Source organism: Arthrobacter jiangjiafuii (assembly GCF_018622995.1).
GTDB lineage: Bacteria > Actinomycetota > Actinomycetes > Actinomycetales > Micrococcaceae > Arthrobacter_B > Arthrobacter_B jiangjiafuii.
Genome location: NZ_CP076022.1, coordinates 455210 through 468220 on the forward strand (window position 1 = coordinate 455210; position 13011 = coordinate 468220).

The window sequence follows — 13011 nt, forward strand, 5'->3', positions numbered from 1 at the left end:
CTCCCTAGCCTACCTAGTCAGGCTGGGAGGCCGGTGCCAGGGAGGACTGCTCCCGGGGCGTTGCCAGGAGTCCGAGCAAATCCGCCAACGCGGCGCCGCGCCGGGCCGCCATCCGCTCAAATGCGGCAGCCACCGATGTCAGGGAGGACCCCAGGACCTTGCCCAGCTCGGACGCATTGACCCCCACATGCAGGCCCTGCCGGGTCCCGTAGCTGCCCACCGCTATCGTTTCCCCGTCAACGTCCAGGAACCGGATGTCCAGTCCGTTGATGTGGATGGTGCCGCCGTCGTACACCGTTTCCGTTTCATGGCTCCAATGGCGTTCGACGCCGTGGGGCGGCTCGAGCCCCGCCAGGGACCCGACATCCGCCAGCGCAAAGCTCCCGTACACCCCGGAATCCAGATCAGCTTCGACGGCGCCCAGATCCTGCGCGGGCTCCCCGGCTGCACCCAGCCGCACCCGTACCCGGACGCGGACCGGCGACCGGTTGGTCACCTCAATAGCAGTGTCGGTCAGCACCGCCAGCACCGTATCGGCGGCACTGAGGGCGTATGCCGGTTCCGCAGCCGGCTCCTGAACCTGTTCCGGGTACGGCACGGCTGCGGAAATGAAGAGGCAATCCGCGGCGCCGGCTTCCAACACGTCCGCTGCTTCCCCGGAGCCTGCGGAGGTGTCGGCATGCAGCGCGGCCACGGTGCTGAACGCCGCGCCCAGCGGCCCGGTCCACGACTGCGCCGCCGGCGTCAAGGCTGTCACCCCGGCCGAGCCGGTGTGCCCGGCGGCCGGAACATGGACCACCAAGCCGTTTCGCTGAATTCCGTCTGCCGCAGCAGCCAGCGCGGTGAGCCACCCCTGGGGGTCCAGCGGCGTGCCGGTCACCAGCACTGCGGCGCGGGAGGCAGCAAGTTCCGCGGCAGGGCCAATGCCCGCGTCGCCGGGGGCCTGTTCGCGCACCGGCACGCCGAAGCCGCCCAGCAGCCCGGTCAGGGCAGGCCCGCGTAGGCCGCCCACCAGATGGGCCTCGGAAGCGTAGCGGGCCACCCGCTCAAGTCCGTTCCGGGTCAGGGAACCGTCGTCGAAAACCACTACGGGCACCCGATGGGATTTGGTCCTCGCATTCATCCGTCAAAGCCTAGGTCTTTGCCACCCCACCGGCGATGCATACGATGAATTTTCTATCGCTGGGAGGCTGTTATGGCGCGAGCGAAGGACAGCGGCGGTGCCAATGCCCCGGGGAACCTGCTGGTGCTCGGCGTTGCTGCCATCCTGGCAGGTGCCGGAACCGGATTTGTCGGTGGTGCGTTCCGCTGGGTGCTGCACGAACTGGACCGGTTGCGGAGCGGTCTGTCGGGCTGGGCCCAGGACATCCCCGGGGGCATCCTTGCGCCGGTCCTCGTCTGCGCTGCTGCCGCCGCGCTCGCCGTCGCCCTCGTGCGGTTCTCGCCGCGATCGGCGGGCAGCGGGATCGGGCAGGTGGAAGCTGTCTACCGCAACCAGATGATGCCGCCGCCGCTGAGCGTGATCCCGGTGCGTTTCGCGGGCGGTTCGCTGGCCATCGGTGCCGGGCTGGTGCTGGGCCGGGAAGGGCCGACCATCCATATGGGCTCGGCGATCGGGCTGGCGGTGGCCCGTACCGCGCGGATGGGCCGGGACGACGTGGCGGCCATGCAGATCGCCCTTTCCGGTGCGGGCCTGGCGGTGGCGTTCAACGCCCCGGTGGGCGGATCCCTGTTCGTTTTCGAGGAAGTGACCAAGTCCTTCCGCTGGCGCATGGTCGTCCCCACCCTGCTGGGCGTGGCCGTGGCCGTCGGATGCGCCCGGCTGATCATTGGCGACCAGCCGGATTTTTCCGTTTCCGCGGTCAGCAATCCACCACTGTTCCTGCTGCCCCTCTTTGCTGTCTTCGGCGCACTGCTGGGGCTGCTGGGGGCCGGCTACAACGTGGTGCTAATACGCCTGCTGGCTGTCGCGGATGGGTTGCACCGCCTGCCGGGAACAGTGCGCGGGGGTGTAATCGGTGCCGCGGTCGGTGCCGTGGTCTTTGTGGATCCCCTTGCCGTTGGCGGCGGTGACGCACTGACCCAGCTGCTGCTGGCCGGACAAGCCTTCACCGTCCCGGCGCTGCTGGCCTATCTCGCCATCCGGTTCCTGGCAGGACCGCTTTCCTACGCCGCAGCGGCTCCCGGCGGACTGTTTGCACCGCTGCTGGCTCTGGGAGCCCTCGCCGGGGTGCTGTTTGGAGAAGCCTGTCGGTGGGTGTTTCCGCAGCTTGGTGATCAGTTCGGAACAGCGATGGCCATCGTCGGCATGTCGACCATGTTCGCGGCTGTGGTGCGGGCGCCATTCACCGGGATCGTGCTGATCATCGAGATGACGGCCATCACCACGGTAACTGTTCCGATGCTGGTGGCGGCCGGAGCGGCAGTATTGGCAGCGATGGCGGTGAGATCGGCTCCGGTCTATGATTCGCTGCGCGAACGGTCCCTCCGCATCAACCCGGAGTGGAAGGCGGAGCCGTTCCCGCCGTCCCCGGGGACCTAAGTCCTAGGGTTTATCCACACGCAGCCGGATCTTGACGAGTGCGGTGTAAATGCTCGCGTGCTGCTTAAGGTACGCGGAGATGGTCTCCGCGTCCTGGTCGTCCATCAGCGGCTCGGTGCCCAGGACGAAGACCACATACCGGCGCCCGATGGCATTGCCGGTCCAGTCGTCCGTGACAGGGTGGCGGGCCCAGATCTCATCACGGATGCAGAATTCCACCTGCTGGGCCCGCAGCGAGACATACATGATGTTGGTGCCCAGGGGCAGGATGTCCCGGTCTTCATCGAGGCGCCGCAGCCCAAGTTCCGCGGCCGTCTGCGCCAAGCCGGTGCCGGCGTCGGACGTATACGGATGGATGAGGGCGTAGGAAGTCGGTTCGTCAAAGGGATTGGGTGCAGTCCACATGGTCAGGCCGAAGTCTGTGCCGGGGAGGAGCCGGGAGGCAGATTCCATGTCGCGAGGGTAGCCCACGCCGGGCGGCAAGAGAACAGCTCCCACGTTTTCACTGCCGCTGCGTGCCAAAAGGACGACGCAGGTATACACCCTTTTTGGCCCGTCCTACCGTTTAAAGGTGACCCGCCGGAGCCGCGGAGACTCCGCCAGGCGGCAGCCGCATCGAGTGAAGGATCATCTCATGACGGATACCACAAGAGTCGAGCCCTCGACGGGCGCAGGAACCGACAGCGTCCAGACGGACAACCTTCCCCAGCCTTTCCGTGAGGCAGACGGGAAGGGCTGGATCGATCTGGGCCCCCGGGATATTTGGCGGGACAAGGAAAATCCCGACATGCTTGTCCCGCCGCCCCGGGACGGCGGTGTCCTTCCCAACTGTAGGTTCAGCTTTTCCGACGCCCATCAGCGCCTGCAGCCGGGCGGATGGACGCGAGAAGTGACCAACCGGGAACTGCCCATTTCCACCGATTTGGCCGGCGTGAACATGTGTCTGCAGCCTGGCGCATATCGGGAACTGCACTGGCACAAGGAAGCGGAATGGGGCTTCATGATCACGGGCAACGCCCGGGTCACCGCCATCGACGAAAAGGGGCGGTACTTCATCGACGATGTTGTTGCCGGTGACCTTTGGAATTTCGAGGCCGGCCTGCCGCACAGCATCCAGGGACTGGACCAGGGCTGTGAATTCCTCCTTGTCTTTAGCGACGGGGACTTTTCGGAGTACAACACCTTCCTGCTCAGCGACTGGTTCGCCCATGTTCCGCGGGATGTGCTGGCAGCCAACCTGAAAAGGGACGTCGCAGATATTTCGTCCTTCCCGCAGGACGAGAAATACATCTTTAAGGCCGAAGTCCCCGGGCCCATCTCGGAGGTCCAGCGGCCGACACCGGAGGGGAGGGTGCCGGACATGTTCAGCTTCCACATGGAAACCGCCACCCCCATCGTTTCGGAGGCCGGAACCGTACGGATCGTGGACGAAAACGTCTTCCCGGCGGCCAAGACCATCTCCGCGGCGTTCGTCGAGATTGAACCGGGCGGCATGCGTGAGCTGCACTGGCACCCGAGCGGTTCCGAGTGGCAGTACTGGGTGCAGGGCCGCGGGAAGATGACGATTTTCGATTCCGGCGGAATTGCCCGGACCTTCAACTACCAAGCCGGCGACGTCGGTGTGGTTCCACGGGTCGCCGGACACTATGTGCAGAACATCGGCGACGAGAGAATCGTCTACCTGGAGGTCTTCAAGAACCCGCAGTACAGCGAGGTTTCGGCGAACAAGTGGCTGGCGTCCAACCCTGCCTACATCGTTGCAGACCACCTGAATGTTTCCACGGACTTCGTTGAGTCCATGCCGATGAATGAAAAGCCGTCACCAGTCATCTGGTACGACCAGTCGAAGGTCCGGAAGGGCTGACCGGTGGCCCGTATCCTGGTTGTCTCTTCCAGCCTGTTCGGTGCCAATGCGGACCTCGCCGCACTGATCCGGCCCGTGCTTGCCGGCCTCGGGGCGGAATACCGGTTGCGGGGAGTGAAGCAGCTGGTTCTGGCAGGCCAGATGGCACCCGGGGCGAGGGCCATCATGGCCAGGGGTGACGATCTGGCCTGGGCGGACGGCTTCATCTTCAGTTCACCGGCACATACCGGGCTGTTGTCTGCCGCAATGAAAGCCTTCATTGACGAGCATCACGATGCCGCCGAGACCGGGGCTTTCATTGACAAGACCTTCACGGCGATGGCTACCGGCGCCTATCTGCACGCAGGCCAGGAGCATGTGGTGGCTGAGCTGAATGCCGTGGCGGCGATATGGGGCTGCGTGCTCGTACCGCCCTCCGGCGCCGACGCCGTCATCAACCACCTCAACGGGAACCCGTGGGGGCTCAGCTTTACGCTGCACCACGGCAGGGTGGACAACCGCGCGGCGGCCGAACAGGCGGTGCGCTCGCATCTGACCCGGTTCGTGGCCGTCACCGATGCCCTGGCTGCCACGCGCAGAGCCCATCCGCCGGGCAGGGAACCCGCCACATCCGGCGGCAAAAACCGAAAGGAGAGGAAGGCCGTGCCCAGTGCAACCCATCCGCTGCGGGCCACCGATGTCTTCGTCGGTCCGCATGAGACCCCGCGGACGCCATCGAGGTCCTCCGGCTCAGCAAGGTCCTCAGGCTCATCCGGCCCATCCAGCCCGCCGGGCGGGCATTCGCCCACCAATCCCTTGCGGGCCGCCGACGTCTTCCGGGGTCCGCAGGATTCCGGGGCCGGCTCCGGTGTATCCGGCGGCGGCAGCGGGGCAGGCGGTGGCTCCAGCCCAGGCTCGGGCCATTCGCCGACCAATCCACTGCGGGCAACAGATGTGTTCCGGGGCCCGTACCAGAGCCGGCACTAAGGTCCGGCCGCGGGCGGAGGAGCATAGCGTTGCTCCTCCGCGCGTGGCCGTGCCATCAGTCCACTGGAAGGAAGCGAGCCCATGAGTGCTCCCGCCACGCCTCCATCGGATGTGCAGTACGTTCACAAACATCCGGAAGTCATCCGTTTCCCGTTGATGGAACAGCCGTTCATCGGCTTCCTCCTGGCATTCGTCGCCGGTCTGCTCAACGCCTGGACCCTTGCCCACGCCGATACCTTCGCCACCGTCCAGTCCGGCAACGTGGTGTCCAGCGGCTTTTACCTGGTGGACGGTGACTGGGCTAAATTCACGCCCGCCATCGTGTCGGTGCTGTGCTTTGGGGTGGGCTCGGCGCTGTCCGGGGTGCTAATGACTGCCTTCCTGCGCAGCGGCAGATCATTCACGCCAGGAATGCTGTTCGCGTTGTTCGCACTGCTGGTCATCGGCACCCTGCTTGCGGCGCTAACCGACATGGACCCGCGCTACATCGCCTTCGGGGTGAGCTTTGTTGCGGGGGGCCTTGGCAATTCCTTCCACAAGAACCACGGCATGCTCTACGGGGCAGTGGCCGTGACGTTCGTAGTGCAGATGGCGTTCAATTTCCTGATGCAGTCCGCCTTCTCCAAAAAGGGAGTCAACGGCGAACCGAACATCTACTGGTCAGGGGTCTTTTTCCTCGTGCTGCTGGGGTTCGCCGGGGGAGGAGCCATCGGCTTCCTGGCGGACACCTGGTTCAACGGGGCATCCATCGCCTTCGCCGCGCTGCTTTGCGCCATCCTGGGGATTATGTCGCTCCGCCAGCCCCGCGACCCCGATCCCACCCCCGGCGGGCGCTTCGTCTAGGGAGCAGGCGCCCACTACGCTGTAGCCATGAGTCCCGCGCCTTCAGAGAGCCCAGTACCGCACGGTCATTCCAGCGGGAAGCTGTCCCCGGACACGGTGGTGGTATCCGCCGGCCGTCCGCCCCGTGAGCCGGACGCCCCGGTCAACCCGCCGATAGTGCTTTCCTCCACCTTCCACGGCACCGGCACGCCTGCGCCGGGCGAGCGCGTGTACGGCCGCTACTCCAACCCCACCTGGGACCCGTTCGAGGCTGCGCTCGCCGAACTCGAAGGGGCTGCCCTTCCGGCGTTGGTCTACTCCTCAGGTCTGGCAGCTGTGGCGGCGGCGCTCTCTCTGGTTCCCGCCGGCGGAATCCTGGTGATGCCCCGGCACAGCTATCAGGGCTCACTGCTTCTGGCCGCCGGGGAGGCAGCCAACGGGCGGTTCACCATCCGGACCGTGGACATCGCCAATACCGCCGAGGTCCTCGCCGCCCTGCACGGAACGGCCTCCGGAACAGATTCCTCAACAGGCGACGCCGCAGCGGCTGCCGCCCCGGCGGACATGCTGTGGATTGAAAGCCCAACCAACCCCATGCTCGAAGTGGCAGAGATCGAGGTCCTGGCCGCCGCAGCCCGCGACGTCGGGGCGCTGGTTGTCGCGGACAACACCTTCTCCACGCCGCTGGTGACGCGGCCCTTGGAACTGGGAGCCGACGTCGTGCTCCATTCCGTGACCAAGTACCTTGCCGGGCACTCGGATGTGGTGCTTGGTGCGCTGGCCACCTCGGACGGGGAGCTGCACGCACGCCTGCACCAGTACCGCTCGCTGCACGGCGCTGTGGGCGGCCCCTTCGAGGTGTGGCTGGCCCTGCGCGGCCTGCGGACCCTGGCCCTGCGGATCGAGCGCTCGCAGGCAAGCGCCGGTACCCTGGCGCAGCGGCTGCTGGCCCATCCGCAGGTTGAAGCGGTCCGCTATCCGGGCCTGCCCGACGACGCCGGCCATGAGCGGGCGGCCAAGCAGATGGACGGGTTCGGGTCGATTCTCTGCATTGAAGTGGCCGGCGGAGCCGCGGCAGCGCAGGCCGTGGCGGAAAAGGTGCGACTCTGGCTGCCGGCCACGTCGCTGGGTGGAGTGGAATCGCTGATCGAGCGCCGCCGGCGCCAGCCGGGGGAGCCGCTGACCGTGCCGGAGAACCTGCTGCGGCTTTCCGTCGGGATTGAAAATGTCGAAGACCTCTGGGCCGACCTGTCCCAGGCACTGGCGCGGTAGGCTGAAGCGGTGATCTACGTCTTGCTCCTCGAGCCTCTCCTGTACCGGGCCCTCGGCCTGGCCACGCTGCTGATTGCCCTCTGGGCGTTCCAGGATGCGCTGCGCCGGAAAGCTCCGGTCTTCGAAGCCGCTGACAAGCGCACCAAGGGCTTCTGGCTGGGGATGACCGGAGGCTCGGTGGCGGTGGGGCTGCTGAGCACGCTCGCCGCCGGGTCGCTGCTGCCCTTCACCCTGGTGGCGCTCGTGGCTGCCAGCGTCTATCTGGCAGATGTGAAGCCGTCCGTCAGCGGCTCCGGCCGCGGCTCGGGACCGTACGGACGCTGGTAGCGCCCGTTTCCCTGAAAGGGGCAGGCATCAGCCGGGCGCGACGGCGTCCCAGGCAACAGTGATTTCGCCCAGCCGCCAGCGGGCCGGGCCGTTCAGCAGCGGCCAGCCCGAAGCGCGCAGCGCGGTGCACATGGCCAGCCACCGCTGCCGGTTGCCGTAGGAGGCCTGCGGTGCAGCCTGGATCCATGCGGTGTCCATCGCCTGCAGCAGGGCGTGGACTTTCTCGCCCGGCACATTGCGGTGGATCAGCGCCTTCGGCAGGCGCTCGGCCACATCCGACGGCAGGGTGAACGCGCCGAACCGCAGCGAGATGCTCAGCGACAGCGGCCCATGGGGATCCAGCTCCACCCACGTGGCCCGGCGCCCGATTTCATCGCAGGTGCCGTCCACAAAAATGCCGCCAACGGCCAGCCGGGACCGGACCATGTCCCAGTGCGCCTCGTACTCGTCCTCGGAATACTGGCGCAGCACGTTGAAGGCGCGGACCATGACCGGGCGGCGGCCTTCCACCGGAAGCTCGAAGCCGCCCTGCCGGAACGACAGTCCCTCACGCTCCAGCGGCTTGGCGGAGCGCACCCTGGCCGGATCGATTTCGATACCGACGACGTCGACGTCGCGGCGTACCCGACCGAGCCTGGCATGCAGTTCGACGGCGGTTGTCGGGGCCGCGCCGTAACCCAGGTCAATGATGAGCGGATCCGCCGCCCGCCGCAGCCGCCAGCCCTGCGGCCCGGCCAACCAACGATCCACCCGCCGCAGTCTGTTCGGGTTTGTAGTGCCCCTGGTCACATTTCCTACGGGTTTCTGCGGTTTTTGCACGAAACAATGTTACGCGGCGGGGCGCGCTGCTCCTGACGGCGGCCGCGGCCGGACATCCGTGCGTAAACAGGGCCGGGAGGAGTGACTTCCCTGCCGCCGTCCGCGGGTCCTCCGTTACCATGAGTGGTATGACTTACAAACTGATCCTTCTGCGCCACGGCCAGAGCGAATGGAATGAAAAGAACCTGTTCACCGGCTGGGTGGACGTGGATCTGACGGACCTTGGCCGGGCCGAAGCCCTGCGGGGCGGCGAGCTGCTGGTGGAGAATGATCTCCTGCCGGACATCCTCTACACCTCCCGCCTGCAGCGGGCCATCAACACCGCCAACATTGCCCTGGGTGCGGCAGACCGCATCTGGATTGATGTCAAGCGCAGCTGGCGCCTGAACGAGCGCCACTACGGAGCCCTGCAGGGCAAGGACAAGGCGCAGACCCTCGCGGAATACGGCGAAGAGCAGTTCATGCTCTGGCGCCGTTCCTACGACACCCCGCCGCCGCCCCTGCCCGATGACAGTGACTTCTCGCAGGCGCACGATCCGCGGTATGCCGACCTGGCCCAGGACGAGCTGCCCCGCACGGAATGCCTCAAGGACGTCCTCGAGCGGTTCCTGCCGTACTGGGAATCGGACATCTCCGCTGACATCAAGACCGGCAAGACCGTCATGATCGCCGCTCACGGCAACTCGCTGCGCGCCCTGGTCAAGCACCTGGACGGGATCAGCGACGCCGATATCGCCGCCGTCAACATCCCCACCGGCATCCCGCTCGTGTACGAGCTGGATGAGGACCTCAAGCCCGTCAAGGCCGGCGGCACGTACCTGGATCCGGAAGCCGCTGCGGCCTCGATCAAGGCAGTGGCCAACCAGGGCAAGAAGTAGCACTGGTTCTTTCAAGTTCCGGATGAACAGGTAAGGGCGGCCCCGCGGGGCCGCCCTTACCTGTATCTAGCAGCTTTTGATCACCGGATTCTTGCTGCCGGCTACCGGCTGGATTCGGAGAGCGGCTGCCATTCGCCGGTCACCAGGTAGTTGACCTTCCGGGTCACTGACACACCGTGATCGGCGAACCGTTCGAAGTACCGGCTCGCCAGGGTCAGGTCCACCGTGCTGACGGCGGAGATATTCCAGTCCGGCGAGGCAATGGCCTTGAAGACGCTGGCGTGCAACTCGTTGATCCGGGTGTTGCAGGCGTAAATGTCGTTGCTCAGATCCAGGTTGCGGGTCTCCAGCAGCTCCGTCAGCAGCTGGGAAATCTGGAGGTCAAGGCGGGCCATTTCGCTGAAGGTGGCCACCATGGGTTCGGGGACCACATGCTCGGGGTACCGCAGCCGGGCCAGCTGGGCAATGTGCCGGGCCAGATCACCCATCCGCTCCAGCGACGCGCTCATCCGCAGGGATCCCACGATCATCCGCAGGTCGCTCGCTACCGGACCCTGCAGGGCCAGGACGTCAATCGCGCGCTCGTCGAGGTCATTCTGCAGGAAATCGATCCGGGCATCGGCGGCAATGACATCCTGCGCCAGCTCGGTGTCGGCACCTTCGAAGGCGAGGGTGGCTTTCTGCATCGCTTCGGTGACCAGCTCGGAAATCTGGGTCAGCTCTTCGCCAATCTGATGAAGCTCGGCTTGGAAAACCTTACGCACTTCGGAGTCCTTTCGGTTGGGGCGGTTCACGGCAAACAATCCGCGGCTGTTCGTTACAGCCTTGAGGACAGGATTTCAGCCGGGTGTTAACCGTTGGGCTACTTAAGATGAACGTTAGTTTAACGCTTGGACATATGCCACCGGGGGTCCTGCCGCATCGTCCGCCTCAGCCTAAGCTAGGAGAGTGAATCCTGTATTGCTGGGCCTGATAGCCGGGATCCTCGGCCTGGCCGTGGGGGTCTTCGGCGTACTCGCGTTTGCGGCGAGCCAACGCCAGCGGAAGGAAATGGCAGCCAGCGACGACCCGGCCATCCCCGACGGGGCAGCCGAAGTGCTGGCTGCAATCGGCCGGGCCTACATTGTGGTGGACGCGATCGACGGCGTCGTCCGCGCCAGTCCCGGCTCCTACGCCTTCGGCCTGGTCCGCGGCCACACGCTGGTTCCGCCCGAACTGCTGGAGATGACAGCGCGCGTCCGGCGCGACGGCGTCATCGAGGAACGGCAACTGGAACTGCAGCGCGGACCGCTGGGCCAGGGAAGCACAATCCTGCACGTCCGGGTGGCCATCGTGGGGGAGGAGTACATCCTCATCCTGGCGGACGACCGCACTGAAATCGCACGGACCGAAGAAGTGCGCAATGACTTCGTCGCCAACGTTTCGCACGAACTCAAGACGCCGGTGGGCGCCATCTCCCTGTTGTCCGAGGCGCTGGACGACGCCGCGGGAGACGAAGAGGCAGTGCGGCGGTTCGCTGCCCGGATGAGCAAGGAATCCACCCGGCTCACCGCCCTGGTGCAGGACATTATTGAACTGAGCCGCCTGCAGAGCACCGACATGGTGGACCGCGCCCGGGAAGTGGACATCAATTCCCTCGTCAACGATGCAGTCGAAGCCACCCGGCTGCCGGCAGAGACCCGGAACACCACCGTCGTGGTTGGCGGTTCGGTTCAGGGGCTGGTGTACGGGGACGCGAAAATGCTGACCACTGCCTTCCGCAACCTGATTGACAACGCGATCCGGTACTCGCCGGCGGGCAGCCGGGTGGGTGTTGGGCTGCGGTCCAGGGACGGCATGGCCCAGGTGTCCGTCACGGACCAGGGCCCGGGAATCGACGCCGAGGAGCAGGAGCGCATCTTTGAACGGTTTTACCGGATCGACAGTGCCCGGTCCCGCCATACCGGTGGAACCGGGCTGGGGCTGAGCATCGTCAAGCACGTTGTGGCCAACCACGGAGGCGAAGTCAACGTGTGGTCCCAGCCGGGCCAGGGCTCCACCTTCACTGTCCGGCTGCCCGAAATGGAAACCTCCGACACCACCGCCGGCGACGGCAACCGCGAACAAGGAGTCAGTGCTTGAGCAGGATCCTGCTGGTCGAAGACGAGGAGTCCTTCAGCGACCCCCTTTCCTATCTGCTGGGACGGGAAGGATTCGAGGTCAGCGTCGTGGACAACGGGTACGACGCCGTGACCGAGTTTGACCGGTTCGGGGCTGACCTGGTGCTGCTGGACCTGATGCTGCCGGGCCAGTCCGGCACAGAGGTCTGCCGGCAGATCCGCCAGCGCTCGGACGTTCCGGTAATCATGCTGACCGCCCGCGACGGGGAAATCGACAAGGTGGTGGGCCTGGAGATCGGGGCCGATGACTACGTCACCAAGCCCTACAGCTCCCGCGAGCTGCTGGCACGGATCCGTGCCGTGCTGCGCCGCCGGAACGACGGCGGGGAGCTGGCCGGGCCCGCGGTGGAAGCCGGTCCGGTGCGGATGGATGTGGACCGGCACGTGGTCAGCGTCAATGGGACAGCGGTCCCCATGCCCCTGAAGGAGTTTGAGCTGCTGGAACTGCTGCTGCGCAATTCCGGCCGGGTCCTGACCCGGGGGCAGCTCATTGAACGGGTCTGGGGAGCCGACTATGTGGGAGACACCAAGACCCTGGACGTGCACGTCAAACGGCTGCGCGGGAAAATCGAACCGGACCCGTCGCTGCCCCGCCATCTGGTGACCGTCCGAGGGTTGGGCTACAAGTTTGAAGCCTGACCGCGGTACGCGGTAGGGGAAGCCTTAACAGAAAAGGGACGCCGCTTCAGCGGCGTCCCTTTTCAGCAGTGCTGAGGTTTTTGTTACTGCGATTCAGCGGACTCCGTGGGAGCAACGCCGGTTTCGGTGGCCATGTCCGAGGGGACCATGGTGGCAGTATCCGAGGGTGTGGGGGACGGCGTGGGCAGGTATGCCCGGTAGTCCTCCAGCGTGCCGTCAACCACTGGCACGTTCAGGGTGGCGGTTTCCGAGCCGGTGCTGGCGTCGGCGCTGATTCCGGTGCCGGGGAGGACATCGACGCTGGCCACCGTGACCTCGGCGACGTCGGTGACGTCTTCGAAGACCACCTTGTCGCCGGAGGCGATGGTCCAGGAGAGGTTGGAGCCGCCGAGGTCCAGCGTGAAGTCCATGCTCGCATCGGAGGTGTTGATAACCGTGCCGAGCAGCCGGCCGGCTTCGCCGCCGCCGTTGCTGACTACCAGGAGGTTGCGCAGTTCCGCGTCGCCCACGTTCTCGACGATGCCGTCCGAGGGGGAGTATTCACGCACCGTTGCCTGCTCGTTCACTACGCTGCAGCTGGAGACTCCCAGTACGGCCAGCGCAATTACACCGGCGGCAGCTGCTCGCTGCGCCCGGTTCTTCGGTGTGAATCTCACAGCACAAACTCCTGGGGTATGACGGTCTTGCGACCTGTGGCTATCTTTTGTGCCTAGCCTATCGGCA

14 protein-coding genes are annotated in these 13011 nt (G+C 65.9%); 9 read left to right on the top strand and 5 right to left on the bottom strand.

The window, feature by feature from the left end; translation table 11 throughout:
* Positions 1-13: 13 nt before the first annotated feature.
* Positions 14-1123 (bottom strand): hypothetical protein, encoded by a 1110-nt coding sequence (locus KKR91_RS02335; RefSeq protein ID WP_210231813.1) that lies wholly within the window; start codon positions 1121-1123, stop codon positions 14-16.
* A gap of 72 nt (positions 1124-1195) precedes the next feature.
* Here KKR91_RS02335 and KKR91_RS02340 point away from each other — a divergent pair, with 72 nt between their 5' ends.
* Positions 1196-2542, top strand: coding sequence for a chloride channel protein (locus KKR91_RS02340; protein WP_210231812.1), 1347 nt, complete (start codon positions 1196-1198; stop codon positions 2540-2542).
* 3 nt (positions 2543-2545) lie between these two features.
* On the opposite strand, the gene KKR91_RS02345 is transcribed toward KKR91_RS02340, so the two are convergent.
* Positions 2546-2995 carry a hypothetical protein gene (locus KKR91_RS02345; RefSeq protein WP_210231811.1) on the bottom strand — a complete coding sequence of 150 codons (450 nt, stop codon included), beginning with the start codon at positions 2993-2995 and terminating at the stop codon, positions 2546-2548.
* Positions 2996-3176: 181 nt separating this feature from the next.
* Between KKR91_RS02345 and KKR91_RS02350 the strand changes: the two genes are divergently transcribed.
* From KKR91_RS02350 to KKR91_RS02370, 5 genes are all read left to right on the top strand, one after another.
* Positions 3177-4406, top strand: coding sequence for a cupin domain-containing protein (locus KKR91_RS02350; RefSeq protein WP_210231810.1), 1230 nt, complete (start codon positions 3177-3179; stop codon positions 4404-4406).
* A 3-nt stretch (positions 4407-4409) separates the two neighbouring features.
* Positions 4410-5372: a flavodoxin family protein gene (locus KKR91_RS02355; RefSeq protein ID WP_210231809.1), complete on the top strand. Its 963-nt coding sequence runs from the start codon at positions 4410-4412 to the stop codon at positions 5370-5372.
* An 81-nt stretch (positions 5373-5453) separates the two neighbouring features.
* Complete coding sequence (locus KKR91_RS02360) at positions 5454-6215, top strand: YoaK family protein (protein ID WP_210231808.1); 762 nt, start codon at positions 5454-5456, stop codon at positions 6213-6215.
* Positions 6216-6242: 27 nt separating this feature from the next.
* Positions 6243-7466 carry a trans-sulfuration enzyme family protein gene (locus tag KKR91_RS02365; RefSeq protein ID WP_210231807.1) on the top strand — a complete coding sequence of 408 codons (1224 nt, stop codon included), beginning with the start codon at positions 6243-6245 and terminating at the stop codon, positions 7464-7466.
* A gap of 9 nt (positions 7467-7475) precedes the next feature.
* Positions 7476-7793, top strand: a complete 318-nt coding sequence (locus tag KKR91_RS02370) for a DUF2516 family protein (protein ID WP_237687454.1) — start codon at positions 7476-7478, stop codon at positions 7791-7793.
* A 27-nt stretch (positions 7794-7820) separates the two neighbouring features.
* Here KKR91_RS02370 and KKR91_RS02375 read toward each other — a convergent pair whose 3' ends face one another.
* Positions 7821-8543 (bottom strand): class I SAM-dependent methyltransferase, encoded by a 723-nt coding sequence (locus KKR91_RS02375; RefSeq protein WP_237687455.1) that lies wholly within the window; start codon positions 8541-8543, stop codon positions 7821-7823.
* Positions 8544-8740: 197 nt separating this feature from the next.
* On the opposite strand from KKR91_RS02375, the gene KKR91_RS02380 reads away from it, so the two are divergent.
* A complete protein-coding gene (locus KKR91_RS02380) occupies positions 8741-9490 on the top strand; it encodes a phosphoglyceromutase (protein WP_210231805.1) in 750 nt (249 codons plus the stop codon).
* Between the two features lie 101 nt (positions 9491-9591).
* Here KKR91_RS02380 and phoU read toward each other — a convergent pair whose 3' ends face one another.
* Positions 9592-10254, bottom strand: a complete 663-nt coding sequence (phoU, locus tag KKR91_RS02385; RefSeq protein WP_210231804.1) for a phosphate signaling complex protein PhoU — start codon at positions 10252-10254, stop codon at positions 9592-9594.
* 184 nt (positions 10255-10438) lie between these two features.
* On the opposite strand from phoU, the gene KKR91_RS02390 reads away from it, so the two are divergent.
* A complete protein-coding gene (locus KKR91_RS02390; protein WP_210231803.1) occupies positions 10439-11611 on the top strand; it encodes a sensor histidine kinase in 1173 nt (390 codons plus the stop codon).
* On the top strand, positions 11608-12288 hold the full coding sequence (locus KKR91_RS02395) for a response regulator transcription factor (RefSeq protein WP_210231802.1): 681 nt from the start codon (positions 11608-11610) through the stop codon (positions 12286-12288). Before KKR91_RS02390 ends, KKR91_RS02395 begins: the two co-directional genes overlap by 4 nt.
* An 83-nt stretch (positions 12289-12371) precedes the next feature.
* Here the strand turns inward: KKR91_RS02395 and KKR91_RS02400 are convergent, their stop codons facing one another.
* On the bottom strand, positions 12372-12944 hold the full coding sequence (locus KKR91_RS02400) for a hypothetical protein (protein WP_210231801.1): 573 nt from the start codon (positions 12942-12944) through the stop codon (positions 12372-12374).
* Between the last annotated feature and the right edge of the window lie 67 nt (positions 12945-13011).